We start from the raw sequence: 16,808 nt of genomic DNA, 5'->3' as shown, positions 1-16,808 counted from the left end.
TGGTTTAGCAGCTGTAAATAATTGAGATCGTATATCCGATAAATATAGGGTTGGAAATCCTTACAAGTATTTGCGGGAGAAATTTGACATATGTAACTTGACGGGCAAAAGTGTGGAGATAACCATCGGGAGCTAGAAAATTTCCAGAGAGCTAGGAGGAGTTAAATTTGATTTCTGTCATTATATCACTCGTTGTATTATTCATCATTGTCCTGTGGGCATTCTCTGTCCACCCGGCATTCGCCGTATTCGTCATCGTAATCGGTATTGCAGTTTACTGGCTGCCAAAGTATGACCGAAAACTGAAAGATAAGGAAAAGGCCAAGGAACAAAGCGTCATTCTGAATGGGTTTGATAAAGTCAAGAATAGGTTTACAATCACAAAAAGCTGTCTCTCAGAGGACCATTTGACAGGTATTGCCATTGATGAGGAACGCAAGCAAGTCTGTCTGGTCAGGGATGGCGATTCTAATAATGTCAAAATCTATTCCTATCGCGACTTGTTAGAATCGAAGATCGTTGAAGATGGTGTGATGGTAACTACAACCTGCCGCGAAAGCCAAATCGGCGGTGCATTAATCGGATCGCTTATAGCAGGAGAGACAGGGGCAATAATCGGGGGATTGTCAGGCACTACTACTACATCAAAGAAAGTAACACGGATTGATTTACATATCACGGTGAATGATATGGAGGAACCCACTTTTTACTTGAAATTTTCTTCTTCAATGGAGAAGGCTCAGCACTGGCATGGCATCATTTCAGTGCTTATTCGCCGGGCGGATGACGAGGATCAATTGATGGAGAAACAGCAGGCAGACAACAAAGTTTCTCCCGGTTCTTCTGTGGCAGACGAGCTCTCAAAGCTGTTCGAGTTGCTCCGACAGGGAATTATTTCGCAGGAAGAGTTTGATAAACAAAAAGCACGACTGCTGGGATAACCGAGAAAAGCGTCCATTCAACCGCCATTTACACCCTCAACAACAGTTGAGGGTTTTTTTGCGTTTGTACTCGTTACTGGGCAGGTTCACCAGACAACAATGTCAGGTTTAAGAACATAAATATTGAGAACCCAGAAAATTAAGGCTTGAATTTTCAAAATGTTATGTTATATTAGTTAACATCAAAACAATGAACGCAGTATCCAGTAAACTTTACTCACAAAAATCACATAATCATTGTTTTCTAGGGTTCCGCGGCACAAGCTAATGGCCGGACAGGTCCGAGAGAAGACGCACAGCTTCACCGCTGTGTCCACGGAGGGATAAAAGCCCGGGAGGATATGTTACATATCTTCCCGCGGCTTTTTCTTTTTGGATTTAAAGATCGGAAGGAGAGTTTACACATGAAACAAGAAGCTGCTCTTCGCCAGACACTTACGCTTACGCAGGTTACAGCACTTGGCTTGGCCTGGATGACACCTATGATTTATTTCTCCGTGTTTGGGATTGCTTATGATGCCTCGCAGGGTATGATCACAGAAGCTTATCTGCTGTCTGTCATCGCGATTTTCTTCACCGCGTTCAGTTACAGTATCATGGCCAGGATATTCCCGGGCTCCGGCTCGTCGTACACGTATGTAAAACAGTCCATGCATCCGATTCCCGGATTCACTGTCGGATGGGCAATCCTGCTGGATTATCTCTTCTCGCCGATTATCGCCTGCCTGACCTTCGGCATCTACCTGAATGCCCAGTTTCCCGCCATTCCGGCTTATGTATGGATCGTGCTGCTCAACATCATTCTAGCTATCGTGAACATTGCAGGCATCAAATTCTCCGCAAGCCTCAGCAAGCTGTTCGTCCTGTTCCAGATCCTGTTCTTTGCCTTCTTCTGCACCTACCTGATAAGAGGGTTTGAGGGCTTCGACGACGTCGTTCAGCCGTTTACGAATCTGGATGTCGGACTGCCTACCATTCTGGCGGGAACCTCGATTATCTGCTTTTCCTTCCTGGGCTTTGACACCGTATCAACACTGGCTGAAGAGACGATCAACGCCAAGAAGACCATCCCCCGTGCGATCATGCTCATCATTCTGGTTGCGAGCGTGCTGTATATCACAACCTCATATCTCATCCAGATCAGCTATCCGGGCCTGACCTTCGTCAACTTGGATTCCGCCGGATTTGAACTGATGAAGATGGCGGGAGGAGCCATGCTTGGCGCGATTTTCACGACGGTGCTGATCTTCGCCATCTTCACCCAGGGACTCACCTCAGTCACCAGTGTATCAAGATTGCTGTATGTGCTGGGCCGTGACTCTATACTGCCCAAAACGTTCTTCGGAGCGATTCATCCGAAATTCCGGACGCCTGTCAATAACATCGTGCTGGTGAGCATCATTTCGCTGCTGGCGCTTGTCATCAGCCTGGATATGGCGGTCAAGTTCGTCAGCTTCGGGGCCCTGACTTCATTCGCCTTCGTCAATCTGTCTGTTATTGCCGAGTGCTACATCAAGCGCGGGCAGCGGTCATGGAAGCAGACGATTCAATACTTGATCTTCCCGCTAATGGGTGCGTCTTTTATCTTCTGGCTTATCACTCTGATGGACGCGGATGCATTGCTGCTCGGCAGCACCTGGCTTGCGGCCGGACTAGGCTATTATGTATTTCGCACCAAGCTGTCCACGGCACTGCGGGAACGGCGCACTAATCTGTTTGAAACGCCTGCAGCGGTCCAGAAGCATGAATAATAAGGGTTATGTAAATTATATTGACATTAAATATGTGCGAAATTATACTCTAAGTATGTAATTAAACCTGACAACTAAATCGAGGTTCTTGCTGAACAGCATCAGTCAAGGACGCCAAAGCCGTCTAGGGTTCCGTTGGCCGCAGGTCAAGTCTGGTCCAAGAGACAGCGTATGAGACGCAGACCCGGCCTTAACAGGCCGCTTTTGCAGCTCATATAACACGGAAGGATAAAAGCCTGGGAGATTTTTCTCCCGGGCTTATTTTTTTACCTGAAATCTTAACGGGAAGAGGGATGAGGATGAGCTGGAGCACAATTATTGGAGCTGGGGGCAAATGGTCCGGGCGCATCAGCAGGGGCAGACTGATCCGTTTCACAGCTATGGAAGCGGGAGCTAATATGGCGCTTATGCTGTATCATGCGCATGATCTAACCGAGAGGTACAATATGCCGGATACGCTGAAGGCGCAGTATACGTCTCATTTGACAACAGGAAATGTACTGATGAGCGACAATGGCCGCGTTCTCGCAAGTATCGTGGAGGATGAGCTGGGCTGGCATGATACGATCTGCGGTTATACGACAAGAGAACAGACCGACAGCAAGTATGGGCCAACGACGTATCAGGCACATCACAACAGTTGGCTGCGCAGCGGACAGGAGAACTTCGCGGTTGAGCTTACCCGCAGCGGTCTTGGAATGAGAGACATGATGCCTGTGGTCAATCTGTTCTCAAAGGTCTACTGTGACGATGACGGCCGCATGCATTATGTACCGGAGCACTGCAGAGCCGGCGCGTCTGTCACCCTGCGTACCGAGATGGATGTGCTCGCGGTGCTGTCGAATACACCGAATCCGCTGGATGGCAGACCCGAGTATCCATCCGTGCCCGTGGAGCTTGAGGTTATGCCGGCAGAGCCGGTCCGAGAGGAAGATGTCTGCGTCAACCACCGGGAAGAGAACCGCCGTGCGTTTGAGAATACATGGAGTTATTATTCATTGACCGAATAGACCACCTGAAGGAGGAGATGGGCAAGATGGGAGCTTTTAACCGAGTCGAAAGCAAGCGGAGTGCAGATCAGGCCGTATATGACAAGATCATTGAAGCGGGGGACGGATGGCTGCATGACCTGGAGCCCGGACAAGTGCTTCGCATTGTAGATCTGGAGGGCAACCAGGCCGCGGATACGCTGTTCTATGATGCGGATCATCCCGAGGACCACTATGCGGCGGCCGCCACAATTGCGCGGCAGGGCAATATTTATTTGACCACCGGCTCCGTTCTGTTAGCGGAATCAGGCAGGGAGCTGCTTACCATCGTGGCCGATACATGCGGCAGGCATGATACGCTCGGCGGCTCCTGCTCTTCTCAGAGCAACACGGTCCGCTATGCCCATGAGAAGGCTCATATGCACAACTGCCGGGATACTTACATGCTGCAGCTTGCCAAGCGGGGCGGTCCTTTGAGCAAGCGTGATCTGGCTCCAAACATTAACTTCTTCATGAATGTGCCTGTGACTCCGCAGGGAGGCCTGAAGTTTGATGATGGCGTCTCTTCTCCCGGCGCTTACGTGGAGCTGCAGTCGCACGGCAGGACGACCGTTCTGATCAGCAACTGCCCGCAGCTTAACAATCCCTGCAATGCCTATAATCCAACGCCGATACGCGTAATGATCTGGAATGACTAACTATCTCATGCCTTACAGGGAAGAAGGAGAGGAATGCCATGTTTACCAAAGTGCTGATTGCCAACCGGGGAGCGATCGCAGTCCGGATTGAACGGACGCTGCGCCAGATGGGGATCGCTTCGGTTGCGGTCTATACTAAAGCCGATCAGGACAGTCTGCATGTCGATTTAGCAGATGAGGCCGTTCTGATCGGGGAAGGCCCTGCCAAAGAGAGCTACCTGAATGAGGAGCTTATCTTGCGCATTGCACGAGAGCGGGGAGTAGAAGCCATCCATCCAGGCTACGGGTTCTTGAGCGAGAATGCAGATTTCGCCCGGGCTTGTCAGGCAAGCGGCATTGCCTTCATCGGACCTACCCCGGAGCAGATGGAAGCGTTCGGATTGAAGCATTCAGCAAGAGAGCTGGCCTTGAGAGCACAGGTGCCGCTGCTGCCGGGTACACCGCTGATTACAGAGCTGGAAGAAGCCGTCAGATGCGCCGCGGATATTGGTTATCCGGTGATCTTGAAGAGTACTGCGGGTGGCGGCGGCATCGGGATGCGCGTCTGTGCGGATGAAGAGGCTCTGCGCGCTGCCTATGACAGCGTCCGTCACTTGGCAGAGACGAATTTCAAGAACGGGGGCATGTTCCTCGAGAAGTATATCGCCAAGGCACGACATGTGGAGGTGCAGATCTTCGGCAACCGGTTCGGAGAAGTCGCGGCTCTGGGTGAGCGGGATTGCTCGGTTCAGCGCCGGAACCAGAAGGTCGTGGAAGAGAGCCCTGCACCGAATTTCCCGCCGGCCGTGCGTGCCGAGATGCTGGCATCCGCGAAGCGTCTGGCCTCGGAAGCGGGGTACCGGAGCGCAGGCACGGTCGAGTTTCTCTATGATCCGGCGAGCTGCAAATTTTATTTTCTGGAAGTGAACACACGCCTTCAGGTTGAACACGGTGTTACGGAGGAAGTGCTGGGCATCGATCTCGTCGAATGGATGATCCGCGAAGCAGCAGATGAACTGCGGGATTTGGATTCGCTCGCAGCTGCTCCGGCAGGACACAGCATTCAAGCCAGGGTCTACGCAGAGGACTGCCTCCAGCAATTCAGGCCCAGCGCAGGACAGCTCGATCACGTTCAACTGTCCGCTCATGCAAGGAATGAGACATGGGTGCGCGACGGGATAACCGTCACAACCCTGTACGATCCGATGCTGGCTAAAGTGATCGTCCACGGCAAGGACCGGATGGAGGCAATCGCCAAGCTGAAGCAGGCGCTGGGAGAGACGCGGTTTTACGGAATTACAACGAATCTGCAGTATGTTGAGGCCCTGCTGAACGAACCGGGATTTCAAGATGGAGATGTATATACGCAGCTGCTGAATGATTTTGCCCCAGCGGAGTCAGCTCTTGAAGTGCTGGATGGAGGCGTCCAGACGACTGTGCAGGATTGGCCGGGAAGAATCGGGTACTGGGATGTCGGTGTGCCTCCTTGCGGCCCAATGGACCCGCTGGCCTTCCGGACCGGCAACCGGCTGCTCGGCAACCCCGAGGGGGCAAGCGGGCTGGAGCTCACACTTCGGGGCGGCGCCTTTAAATTCCGCAGTCGCATGTGGTTCTGCATCACGGGAGCGAACATGAGTCCGGTGCTTGATGATGTGCCCCTTGCCATGTATGAACCGGTGCTGGCAGAGACGGGACAGGTGCTGAGTTTTGGAGAAGCTGCAGAAGGACTACGCGCCTACCTGCTTGTCTCCAGCGGCTTCGATATGCCCCGTATATTAGGCAGCTCATCAACCTTCACACTCGGCGGCTTCGGCGGCCATGGCGGCCGGGCACTGCGAACAGGAGATGTACTGGGAGTCTGTAAAGGCACCGGACCCGTCCTGCTTGAGGGACTGCCCCGGACACAGCGTCCCGTGATCACGCGCGAGTGGACGATTGGGGTCATTCCGGGCCCTCACTGTACAAGCGAGTTCCTGAAGCCGGCTTATCTGGAGCAGCTTGCCGCTACAAGCTTCGAGGTACACTTCAACAGCTCCCGGACCGGCGTCAGGTTAAGCGGACCCGCTCCGCTGTGGGCCAGGGAGGATGGCGGAGAAGCCGGTCTGCATCCATCCAACATTCATGATAACGCCTATGCGGTAGGCACGCTCGATCTGACCGGCGACATGCCGATTCTCCTGGGACCGGACGGACCGAGCCTCGGCGGCTTCGTATGCCCGGTGACGACGGCAACAGCGGAATTCTGGAAGCTTGGACAGCTTCATCCCGGAGATACAGTCCGGTTCAAGCTCATCACGCTGGAGCAGGCTGAAGAGCTTAGACGCAGGCAGGATGAACATCTGCTTGCCATCGGTCAGGGAATGCGCGATCAGCTGCCTGTTGTTCACCTGTCGGAGGAAGAACAGATGCTATCGCCGGAATACCCTATACTGTTTAACGTGCCGGACGGCCATAACTTTCCCGTTACGATTCGCTGCAGCGGGGATGAATACGTGCTGGTGGAATACGGGAATATGGAGCTTGACCTGCTGCTGCGCTTCCAGGTGCATGCTCTGATCGAAGCGGTTCGCAGCCAGGCCAGCATTCCCGTGCTTGAACTAACGCCGGGTGTCCGGTCCGTACAGGTGCATATTGACCCCAAGCAGATAACGGTTAGAGAAGCGGCGAAGCTGCTGCTGGAGCTGGATGCCTGCCTGCCGCCGATTGAGTCCATTCAGGTTCCATCCCGGATTGTGAGGCTGCCGTTATCATGGGATGACCCGGCGACGCAGCTGGCCATTGACCGCTACCAGCAAAATGTACGGCCAGACGCCCCATGGTGCCCAAGCAACCTGGAGTTTATCCGCCGTGTGAATGGGCTGGGCAGCATTGAAGATGTGCAGCGCATCGTATTTGAAGCAAGTTACCTGGTGCTAGGTCTTGGCGATGTCTACTTGGGCGCACCGCTTGCGACACCAATCGACCCCCGGCACCGGCTGGTCACAACCAAGTATAATCCGGCACGAACCTGGACGCCCGAGAATGCCGTAGGAATAGGCGGCGCATACATGTGTGTGTATGGTATGGAAGGCCCGGGTGGTTACCAATTCGTCGGACGCACCATTCAGATGTGGAACAAGCTCCGGACAACAGCCAGCTTTGTCCCTGGTAAACCGTGGCTGCTTCGCTTCTTCGACCAGATCCAGTTCTATCCGGTTAGCGCGGAGGAGCTGCTTGTTATGAGGGAGGACTTCCTGCGCGGCCGGTATGAGGCTGATATTACAGAGACAACATTCGATCTGGGTGATTACCTGCAGTTCCTGTCCTCTATAGAGGACAGCGCGGCGCAGTTCCGCACTCAGCAGCAGAGAGCGTTCAACGAGGAGCGCGATAACTGGAAGGCGCAGGGTCTCGCAGAGTATGTATCAGAACAGGAGCAGGGCAAATCCGGGCCTGCAGAGGAACTGCCCGAGGAGGTTGAAGCGGTCCGCTGCTCCATGCCGGGAAGCATGTGGAAGGTGCTTGTGGCAGCGGGAGAGCGGGTCTGCAAGGGAGATACACTGGTGATTGTGGAATCCATGAAGATGGAATTTTCCCAGAATGCGCCTTATGACGGAATTATTCATTCTGTACATGTGAAGCCCGGCGATTCCGTTCATGCCGGACAGCTGATTATTGGAATGACCCAAGCGGCGGAGAAGGAGCTGACAACGGTATGAATGCAATCGAGCTGCCTCAGCTTTTCACAATATCCTGGTTGAAGGAACAGTATGGTCGGCGCGCGCTTACACCAAGCCTTGTTGTGGCTGAGATCATCAGACGGGCAGATAAGGACAGGGACATGAATATTTGGATAACGCCTCCGGACCTGGAACTGATTCAGCCTTACCTGGACCGTCTGGTGAATATGGACCCTGCCACTGCTCCACTGTGGGGGATTCCTTTTGCCATTAAGGATAATATCGATCTGGCGGGAGTGCCAACGACTGCAGGCTGTGAAGAATATGCCTATGTTCCTGTAGAGGATGCCACCGTTGTCAAAAGGCTGATAGAGGCAGGGGCGGTCCCTATCGGTAAAACAAATCTGGACCAGTTCGCCACCGGACTGGTCGGCACAAGAAGCCCCTACGGAGAAACCCATAACGCGCTGCAGCCAGAGCTGATCAGCGGAGGCTCCAGCTCGGGTTCTGCTGTCGCGGTTGCCCGCGGGCAGGCGGCCTTTGCGCTCGGGACCGACACAGCAGGCTCGGGCAGAGTGCCAGCAGCGCTTAATGGCCTGATCGGATTAAAGCCCAGCCTCGGCGCTTGGCCGGTGAAGGGTGTTGTGCCCGCCTGTGAGAGTCTTGACTGCGTGACTGTCTTTGCGGGCCAGCTGGAAGACGTGCAGGCAGTTGATCAGGTGGTGCGCGGCCTGGACGATCGTGATCCCTGGTCAAAGGAAGTGCCGCTAGAACCCGTTACAACGGTTCAGCACCCGGTGACAATCTATCTCCCCAAACAGCCGCTGGAATTCTTCGGCCCTTTTGCAGACAGCTCCCGGCAGGCCTGGGAACAGACCATGCAACAGCTGCAGGAGCTTGGAACTCCTGTGGAATACATCGACACGAAGCTGTTCGCGGAGGCGGCAGCGCTCTTATACGAAGGACCATGGGTTGCTGAACGTTGGGCGGGGCTCGGCGCGTTCATCGATTCCCATCCGGGAAGCACGTTCCCGGTTACCGAACAAATTCTGAGAACAGGTGCCGATCCGGCCCATCATGCGGCAAACGTGTTCCAGGCCATGCACCAGCTGCAAGCCTACAAGCACCAAGCCCGGCGGCTGCTGCAAGGCGGCGTGCTTATTATGCCGACAGCCGGCGGTACCTGGACGCGCGAGCAGGTTCGCGAGGAACCCGTAATGACGAATCGCCTGATGGGACTGTATACGAACCACTGCAATCTGCTTGATCTCTGTGCGCTTGCTGTCCCGGCTGGTGAAGCGGAACCCGGGCTCCCATTCGGAATTACGATGTTCGCACTCTCCGGCTGTGAAGCTGTGCTTGTCAATCTGGCTGGGGAGTTCGAACGGCTGCAGTCCCGGCCCTATACTCAGGTAGCAGTGTGCGGGCTGCATATGAGGGGGTTCCCGCTGGAGGCTCAGATGCAGTCTCACGGGGCAAGATTTGTAAGAGAGGATCTCACCGCCCCGAGCTACAAGATGGTCGCGCTTAAGACGCAGCCGCCTAAGCCGGGCCTGATCAGGCTGGCTGAAGGGGGAGAGGCTGTCGCGCTGGAAGTATGGGAGATGCCTGTTTCCCGGTTCGGTGCGTTCGCGGCGGCTATTCCTGCACCGCTCGGAATTGGCAAGGTAAAGCTCCAGGATGGGACGGAGGTACCCGGGTTCATCTGTGAAGGATATGCCGAACAAGATGCCGTGGATATCACCGAATTCGGGGGATGGAGGGCATACAGCCTGCAGAGAACAGGAAGCATATAGATCCGGTTAACCTGCTTAGACTTGACCGGATAACAAACGAAAGGCGCCATTGGGAATGACCCAAATGGCGCCTTTCGTTACACGGCTTCCATCTTCTGTGCCGTGTACAGCTTGTAGTACAGGCCTCGTTTGGCAATGAGCTCATCGTGGGAGCCGGACTCTGCGATGCCTTTGTTCGATACGTACATAATCCTGTCGCAGCCCCGTACCGTCGAGAGCCGGTGGGCGATAATAAACGAGGTGCGACCCTTAAGCAGCTCGTTCATGCCCTGCTGAAGCAGCCGTTCTGTCTTGGCATCTATGGACGAGGTTGCTTCGTCCAGAATCAGGATGCGCGGATCTGCCAGCAGAGTACGGGCGAAGGAGATAAGCTGGCGCTGTCCCTGTGACAGCTTGGAGCCGCGCTCATTGACCTCCGTCATATAGCCATTCTCGAATTCACGGATGAAGTCGTCAGCCCGCACCGTCTTCGCTGCAGCAATAATCTCGTCCTCTGTGGCGTCAAGCCGGCCGTAGCGGATGTTGTCCATGATGGTGCCCGAGAAAATAAAGCTGTCCTGCAGCATAATGCCCATCTGGCTGCGGAGCGACTGAAGTGTTGCCTCTGAGATGTTATGCCCGTCGACAAGGATACGCCCGCCTGTCACATCGTAGAAACGGGAAATCAGATTGACAACCGTCGTCTTGCCGGCGCCCGTCGGACCGACAAGCGCGATACTCTCGCCAGGCTTCACGTCAAAGGACAGATTCTCCAGCACATGGTTCCCGGCATCGTAGCCGAAGGTTACATGATCGAAGGTAACGCGGCCCTGAACCGGCGGCAGCTCCTTGGCTCCCGGTGCATCCTTGATCGTCACGGGCTCATCCAGCGTCTCGAAGATACGCTCCAGATAGGCCACGGCGTTAATGAAGCCGTTATACAGGTTCGACAGGTTCAGAATCGGCTGCCAGAAGCGTGCCGCGTAGCTGCTCATGGCCAGGATAACGCCAAACGTTACTTCTGCAGGACTCAGCACCAGCAGCCCGACCACATAGATCATGGTCGTCACAATGGTTGCGAGATTGTCGACAGTGAAGGGAATCATGGCGTTGTAATGGATCGCCTTGATCCACTCGGTACGGAAATTCGTTGCCAGGCGTGTAAAGATCCCCTCGTTCCGGTCCTCCCGCGTGAAGATCTGGGTCACGCCGATCCCGCTGATGCTTTCCTGCATGTAGGCATTCAGGTTGGAGCTCTTGTTTGATACCGACTGCCATGACCGCCGCTGCCTGTTCTTGATAAGCAGCAGGAAAGCGGCAAAGACGGGGAGGCCAGCCAGGATCACAAGTGCCAGCCGGTAATCTACGGCGAACATGAACACGGCAATGAAGACCAGGTTCAGAATTTCCATAATGAAGTTAATAATACCGTTCGAAAGCACGTCGGATACGGAGTTCACATAGTTGACGACCCGGATCATGATTTTACCCTGCGGGCGGTCATCATAATACTTGAAGGGCAGAGCCTGCAGATGCTTGAACAGGTCTGACCGGATTTCAAAGATAATATCCTGCCCGACACTCGTCATAATCCGCCCCCGGATCGCCGCCAATATGACGCTGACCACGATGGTAAGCAGCATGAGAGCGGACCAGCCAAACAGCGCTCCAACCTCCTTCTCTGGAATCGTAACATCTACGACATGCTGCATGATGAGCGGTGCCGTGAGTCCGATGCCGGCCGACAGGACGCTCAGCACGAGCGCGATGATCATGGGCCGCTTTTGCTGCTTAATATATACAAGAGCGCGTTTGAAATGCCTGATGTCAAAAGGGGACTCCAGATTCTCATCAATATCGAATTTATTCCTTGCCACCAGCGGTCACCTGCCTCTCCAAGCCTTCGTTCTGCAGCATAAACACTTCATAGTAATATCCTCGCCTTGCCAGCAGTTCGGCATGGGTACCTTCCTCGATAACACGGCCGCCGTCCAGGATCAGAATGCGGTCAGCCTTGGCGGTCGTCGACACACGCTGGGCGATAATAATCTTCGTGCAGCCCGTATCCAGCTTGTTCAAGCTGTTCTGGATATGCTCCTCGGTCTCCAGATCGACGGCTGAGGTCGTATCATCCAGAATAAGAATCGGCCGCTGGACAGCCATTGCACGGGAGAGGGCAAGGCGCTGCTTTTGCCCGCCGGACAAGCCGACGCCGCGCTCACCAATGATCGTATCGTAGCCTTCAGGCATCTTACGGATAAAATCGTCCGCCGCCGCAAGCTTCGCATATCTCTTCGTGTCTTCCTCTGACAGCTCGGGATCTCCGAATGCTACATTGCCGTCGATGGTATCCGAGAAGAGCAGCACGTCCTGTGTTGCAATCCCGATGTTGCTGCGGAGCTCGTCAAGATCCAGCTTGCGGACGTCAACGCCATCTATAAACACGTGTCCACTCGTGACGTCGTAGAACCGCGGAATCAGGTTCACAATCGTCGTTTTGCCTGCGCCCGTAGGTCCCATAATCGCAACCGTCTCTCCGGGATGGACTGTGAAGCTGACGTCATGAAGCACGCTCACGCTGTCATATTTGAAGGTCACATGGTCAAAGCGGATGCTTCCTTCATAGCGGCGCTTGGTTTCCGCAAGACGTTTATTGGCGATCCTTGGAGTCGCATAGTAAACCTCCACAATCTTGGCCAGGCTTGCGAAGAAGCGCTGAATGTCGTTGATGATCATGCCAATGCTGCGCATAGGATTCGAGATAGCCCAGATCAGGGCTGAGAATGCCGCATATTCGCCGAACGTGATTCGGTCTTCCATAACGAACAGGCCGCCGGCAATCATCAGTATGACGCTGAACGCCTGCGCGAATGTCTCCAGATAAGGAAAATAGTCGAGCCACACGAGGGCAGCCGCCTTGTTAGCCTTCTGGTAGTTGGCGTTCCGCTCATGGAATTTCTCAATCTCATAATCTTCCCGCGCGAACGCCTTGATGACGCGGTTAGCGGCGATATTCTCCTGAGCCGCCGAGTTCAGCTGGGACAGACGCTCACGAAGGCTCACATACATGGGACGGACGCGCCGGGCGAAGAAGAACGATGTGATGAATATTGGCGGTGCCAGAATGAGCAGCCACCATGTCAGCACAGCATCAATGTAGAAGAAGTAGCCGACTGCGACAGCGAAGATGGTCAGCGATTCGATGATGGTCTTCACAATCCATGCAATGGTGTGCCGGACCATGTCGAGATCACCAGTCATCCGTGTCATGAGATCGCCGGTGCGGTTCCGGTCAAAATATTCCTTGTCCTGCCCCTGAATCTTGTTGTACAGAAAGATGCGTACATTATAGAGCATGTTCTGGGAGGCGTGCTCATACTGCATCATGGTCAGATAAGCAAGCCCGCTTCGAAGCAGCGTGAACCCGACCATACCGAGGCAGAGCAGGATAAGCAGCTCGCGTTCATTCGCCAGATTCTGCATGGCATCCTCACCGACAATGAAGTTATCGACGATGCGCTGCGTGAGGAACGGATTCACAATCATAAGCGACGATCCGATGACGGAGAGACACAGTGCGAGGATATACCTCGCGCGGTTCCCCTCAAGATTCTTCCATAACCATTTCAGTTCAAACATTCTGTCTTATCACCTGTTTCTCTTTGTTCTGTTCGTTTCTGGTGAAGCAGCAGGTACAGCGTAAGCGCATACAGCAGACGTTGGAGGGGATATCAACAAACAAAGCGATTATACACCTATTTGAAGATATTGGGGAGGTAGAAGATGAATATTGTATGGAATTTTCCTAAGATTGTACGATTCACAAGCAATAAACAGCAGAATGTAAGGCTCGGCAAGACCAACTGCGGCAATAGGGTAATCTGAATAAATTCAAAAGGGGGGCCGCAGATTTCGCGGCGCCCCCGACATGCTTTTAATAATTCATTACATATTCCCATTATTCAGCCTTATTCTTACGATAAGACAGCCTGGATACGAGTATTCCGATACAGCCAAGCACAATAAACAGCACGGCACGGACAGCTACCGATACATCAGGCAGGTCAACAAAGATAATCTTCAGCAGCGTGATGAATAAAAACAATATGCCTGCCAGCCGCACCTTCTTCCGATTAGCCCATAACCCGAGCACCATGATGGCGATCGCATACGCTGCCCAGACAAAAGAGATGACCAGATGCTGCATTTCGTAGCTTAAATCGCCAGTTAACGTTCTTGTCAGGAGCGTAATAAACCACAAGGTGAGAAGCGAATCGAGCCACAAGAGCCGCTGAAGCTGCACAGCCTTCTCCGGGTACGCTCTCTTCAGCAGCTCGTAGAGGGCGTACAGGGTCACAATCAGCAGCAGTCCCGACAAGCTTTCCATGGAGAAGAAACCATCCAAGACCCTGCTTAACGTGGATAAAGCGCCTGTGATGTAAACGATTGAGCCAGTTATCTGCTGCAGCTTGGACTTGAATCTGATGCCGATTGCGACAGCCAAGAACCCCTGCACAATAAACATAAGACCAGCCGCCGGTCCGTCGGTGATCTCATTAATCCAGAGAAATAGTGACAAGGTGGCCGCCGACATGGTTACAAACTTCTCCGCGCGGTCTCGCATGACAGCCATAATAGTCCAGAGCAAGTAGGCCGCTCCAAGAATCAGAACAAATTGTTCGAAATAATAATCAATCAGCTTTACCCAACCACATGTCAATGAAAAACTGACAAACAAGAGAGCGATCTGGCTTGTCTCCTTCGTTTTGCGCATGACGAGGAGGGCAAACAAAGCGAGATGATGCAAGCTTACTGCTGCAGCGAATGCTGCTCCTCCATGATCACGGTCCACCGTTCCCTCCGCTGTGCCGACAAGAAGAGAAAGATGGAGCAGGGAGAAGGCGACATAAAATAATTTATCAAACCGGTACTTCACGGAAACATACAGCAAGGTGATGGAGAATACGGCTTCATACATTGTGAACACCCAGAAGTTGGGGATATCCGACACCACGAGAAAAGGGACAAGGAATCCGCCAAGCGCGGAGAGAATCATCATTGCTTCCGATTTATGGCGGATACTGATCCATACTCCTGCTGCTATAGCAAGTATATTGAGGCCAAAAGCTAATGCGGACGGCAGCAAGCCATAAAGCATATGTGCGGCGAAGATGGTAAGCATGCTTATGGATACGGATGCGCCCAGCAGAACCTGTCCTAAAGCCGGTCTGTTCTTGCGCATTTGCCTTTCTCCCTGCCAGAGCAGAAGACCTGCTGCCGCCACTCCTAACAGACATCTGACCGGTTCAGTTATGATCCCGGCGGATACCGCTGCTCCGAATCCCCATAAGACGCCTATAAGCAGGACAACGACGAAAATCCTCGGCAGCCATACTCTGGCAATGAGATGCTCCCAGTCCACCTCGCGTTTGGCCGGCGTCTCAGGTTCAATCGGTTGGGAAGACCTTGCCGGCTGGGCAGCCCTGACAGGCTGAATGGCAGGCTCATCTATCGGCACGCCGACCTTTCGCTTGAGGTAATCCACTTCATTCTGAAGTCCGTTTATCCGGTCTTCGAGCTGTTTTATTTTATTCTGAATATCCATGCTCTTCCCCCTGGGTAATTGTCGCTGGTTATCAGATCATTCATTCGACATTATCTCACAATTTCCTTTATTTTCATATTGGTCCAGCTTTACTAGGATCGCCGGTTATGATCTCATATGGCAGCTGGTTCCTGTATTGTTGCATCTTGCTTAGAACTGCGATATTATTGCATCCTAGACTCACTACTGGAGGGCTAACCATGACATTTGAAGCAGGGCAAGTATTGGTTTCCGATCAGGATTTTGAATCAGCTATCAAGCACAAGGTTCTGGTTCATGTTTCTCAGAATGGTGTCCGTCAGCGCCCGATCAACACCATAAGCGGATATAATGAGAAGACCATTACGCTTAGCGACGGCAAACGTATTCTTAGAGAAGCACATATTTTCAGAACGCTAACGGAAGAAGAGAGCAAGGAACAGCAGTAAGACTGCAGAGGGGAGGAGAAGCGATTCTCCTCTTTTCTGTTGCATGCATGAGACATCAGAAGAATCTTACAACCCGAAACCGCTGAAACAGCGGTTTTTCTCATTTATGGCTTGGAAAATTAATAAAAGGCTGTCCCATAAGTCGTTATGACCTAGGGGACAGCCTTGCAGCTGGCCGTATTATCTAAACCAGGCTTTGTCCAGATGGCTCATAAAGTTCGAGTCGTTCAAAGGGACGTTAGCGGAACCGAAATCCGTTGTATTCAATGCGTTCCGGGCAGCAGCAGTCATGTCATCCCAGCCGATCAGCGGCTGTGTTCCGCCAATTTTATCGGTAATAAACATCGCATGATTAACCGGCCAGGTACTCTTGTACTCAATCTTCGGATGCGTTCCATTCGTATTCGAGCTGCTTGGTGCTGTCTTCTTGAAATCCCCATGCTGGGAATAGGCAATAGACAGAATCTTCGGATTGGCTGCTGCCGGGTTATCCAGCCAAACTACAGCCGCCTCCCAGTCATGCCTGTGGCCGAGTCCGGAAGATGGCGAGTCTTTCGGGAAATACCAGGCGTACATAATGGCCCACACGCCATTGTACCAGGTAGAACGGGAGTAGACTTGTCCGGTACTGGAGTCACAGCCAGCGCTGGAGCCGCCTGTCGGATTCAGACCTCCGCTTGTATTACCCTGGGCATCTACAGCCGGGAAAGGCGCGCATCCGGTTGTAACCTTTAAGGTCGGTTGGAAGAGCTTTGCAGCTTTTTGAGCAGTGGTAACCGGTGTCACTTCCTTGAATCCAACGACATTAGTATGAGCGATCACAACTGCATTAGCTGTTGGGACCGCGTAGACAGAAACCAGCAGGGACAGAATAAGCGCACACGAAAGTGCTTTCACTTTACGAACCAATATCATCGATACCTCCGTTTAATAGGCTCTTACATCATTTCAGCTAGAATGACCTCCGGAGTCCTGCTGACTTT

The 16,808-nt window shown here is 53.1% G+C and carries 11 protein-coding genes and 2 riboswitches; of the genes, 7 read left to right on the top strand and 4 right to left on the bottom strand.

The annotated features are described in order from the left end of the window. Positions 1 to 167 precede the first annotated feature (167 nt). The 6 genes from DNH61_RS26700 to atzF all read left to right on the top strand — a co-directional run bounded on the left by DNH61_RS26700 (position 168) and on the right by atzF (position 9,813). Positions 168 to 941 carry an SHOCT domain-containing protein gene (locus DNH61_RS26700; RefSeq protein ID WP_111145483.1) on the top strand — a complete coding sequence of 258 codons (774 nt, stop codon included), beginning with the start codon at positions 168 to 170 and terminating at the stop codon, positions 939 to 941. Positions 942 to 1,174: 233 nt separating this feature from the next. Then, positions 1,175 to 1,281, top strand: a riboswitch (guanidine-I (ykkC/yxkD leader). Positions 1,282 to 1,345: 64 nt separating this feature from the next. Beyond that, entirely contained in the window at positions 1,346 to 2,692 is a 1,347-nt protein-coding gene (locus DNH61_RS04505; protein ID WP_111145482.1) for an APC family permease, read from the top strand. A 113-nt stretch (positions 2,693 to 2,805) separates the two neighbouring features. Beyond that, positions 2,806 to 2,937, top strand: a riboswitch (guanidine-I (ykkC/yxkD leader). A 48-nt stretch (positions 2,938 to 2,985) separates the two neighbouring features. Beyond that, positions 2,986 to 3,702, top strand: a complete 717-nt coding sequence (locus tag DNH61_RS04500) for an urea amidolyase associated protein UAAP1 (protein WP_111145481.1) — start codon at positions 2,986 to 2,988, stop codon at positions 3,700 to 3,702. Positions 3,703 to 3,728: 26 nt separating this feature from the next. Next, the gene (locus DNH61_RS04495) at positions 3,729 to 4,379 is read left to right on the top strand and encodes an urea amidolyase associated protein UAAP2 (RefSeq protein ID WP_111145480.1); all 651 of its coding nucleotides are present in this window, start codon (positions 3,729 to 3,731) and stop codon (positions 4,377 to 4,379) included. Positions 4,380 to 4,417: 38 nt separating this feature from the next. Beyond that, a complete protein-coding gene (gene uca, locus DNH61_RS04490) occupies positions 4,418 to 8,056 on the top strand; it encodes an urea carboxylase (RefSeq protein WP_111145479.1) in 3,639 nt (1,212 codons plus the stop codon). Next, positions 8,053 to 9,813, top strand: a complete 1,761-nt coding sequence (gene atzF, locus DNH61_RS04485) for an allophanate hydrolase (protein WP_111145478.1) — start codon at positions 8,053 to 8,055, stop codon at positions 9,811 to 9,813. The genes uca and atzF overlap by 4 nt, the downstream gene beginning before the upstream one ends. A 77-nt stretch (positions 9,814 to 9,890) precedes the next feature. Here atzF and DNH61_RS04480 read toward each other — a convergent pair whose 3' ends face one another. The 3 genes from DNH61_RS04480 to DNH61_RS04470 all read right to left on the bottom strand — a co-directional run bounded on the left by DNH61_RS04480 (position 9,891) and on the right by DNH61_RS04470 (position 15,397). After that, on the bottom strand, positions 9,891 to 11,669 hold the full coding sequence (locus tag DNH61_RS04480; RefSeq protein ID WP_111145477.1) for an ABC transporter ATP-binding protein: 1,779 nt from the start codon (positions 11,667 to 11,669) through the stop codon (positions 9,891 to 9,893). Then, entirely contained in the window at positions 11,656 to 13,431 is a 1,776-nt protein-coding gene (locus DNH61_RS04475; protein ID WP_111145476.1) for an ABC transporter ATP-binding protein, read from the bottom strand. Before DNH61_RS04475 ends, DNH61_RS04480 begins: the two co-directional genes overlap by 14 nt. A gap of 319 nt (positions 13,432 to 13,750) precedes the next feature. Further along, the gene (locus DNH61_RS04470) at positions 13,751 to 15,397 is read right to left on the bottom strand and encodes a DUF2339 domain-containing protein (RefSeq protein WP_111145475.1); all 1,647 of its coding nucleotides are present in this window, start codon (positions 15,395 to 15,397) and stop codon (positions 13,751 to 13,753) included. Positions 15,398 to 15,597: 200 nt separating this feature from the next. On the opposite strand from DNH61_RS04470, the gene DNH61_RS04465 reads away from it, so the two are divergent. After that, complete coding sequence (locus DNH61_RS04465; protein WP_111145474.1) at positions 15,598 to 15,825, top strand: hypothetical protein; 228 nt, start codon at positions 15,598 to 15,600, stop codon at positions 15,823 to 15,825. Positions 15,826 to 16,005: 180 nt separating this feature from the next. On the opposite strand, the gene DNH61_RS04460 is transcribed toward DNH61_RS04465, so the two are convergent. Continuing rightward, positions 16,006 to 16,722: an NPP1 family protein gene (locus tag DNH61_RS04460; RefSeq protein WP_425452217.1), complete on the bottom strand. Its 717-nt coding sequence runs from the start codon at positions 16,720 to 16,722 to the stop codon at positions 16,006 to 16,008. Positions 16,723 to 16,808 lie beyond the last annotated feature (86 nt).

This window comes from Paenibacillus sambharensis, assembly GCF_003233845.1.
Taxonomy (GTDB): Bacteria; Bacillota; Bacilli; order Paenibacillales; family Paenibacillaceae; genus Paenibacillus_I; species Paenibacillus_I sambharensis.
This window is presented reverse-complemented; position numbering and strand designations above follow the sequence as displayed.

Excerpts from the sequence above, each read along its gene's own strand:
- DNH61_RS04505 (WP_111145482.1), top strand. The coding sequence starts at position 1,346 with ATGAAACAAGAAGCTGCTCTTCGCCAGACACTTACGCTTACGCAGGTT.
- DNH61_RS04470 (WP_111145475.1), bottom strand. The coding sequence starts at position 15,397 with ATGGATATTCAGAATAAAATAAAACAGCTCGAAGACCGGATAAACGGA.
- DNH61_RS04495 (WP_111145480.1), top strand. The coding sequence starts at position 3,729 with ATGGGAGCTTTTAACCGAGTCGAAAGCAAGCGGAGTGCAGATCAGGCC.
- DNH61_RS04465 (WP_111145474.1), top strand. The coding sequence starts at position 15,598 with ATGACATTTGAAGCAGGGCAAGTATTGGTTTCCGATCAGGATTTTGAA.
- DNH61_RS04500 (WP_111145481.1), top strand. The coding sequence starts at position 2,986 with ATGAGGATGAGCTGGAGCACAATTATTGGAGCTGGGGGCAAATGGTCC.
- uca (WP_111145479.1), top strand. The coding sequence starts at position 4,418 with ATGTTTACCAAAGTGCTGATTGCCAACCGGGGAGCGATCGCAGTCCGG.
- DNH61_RS04475 (WP_111145476.1), bottom strand. The coding sequence starts at position 13,431 with ATGTTTGAACTGAAATGGTTATGGAAGAATCTTGAGGGGAACCGCGCG.
- atzF (WP_111145478.1), top strand. The coding sequence starts at position 8,053 with ATGAATGCAATCGAGCTGCCTCAGCTTTTCACAATATCCTGGTTGAAG.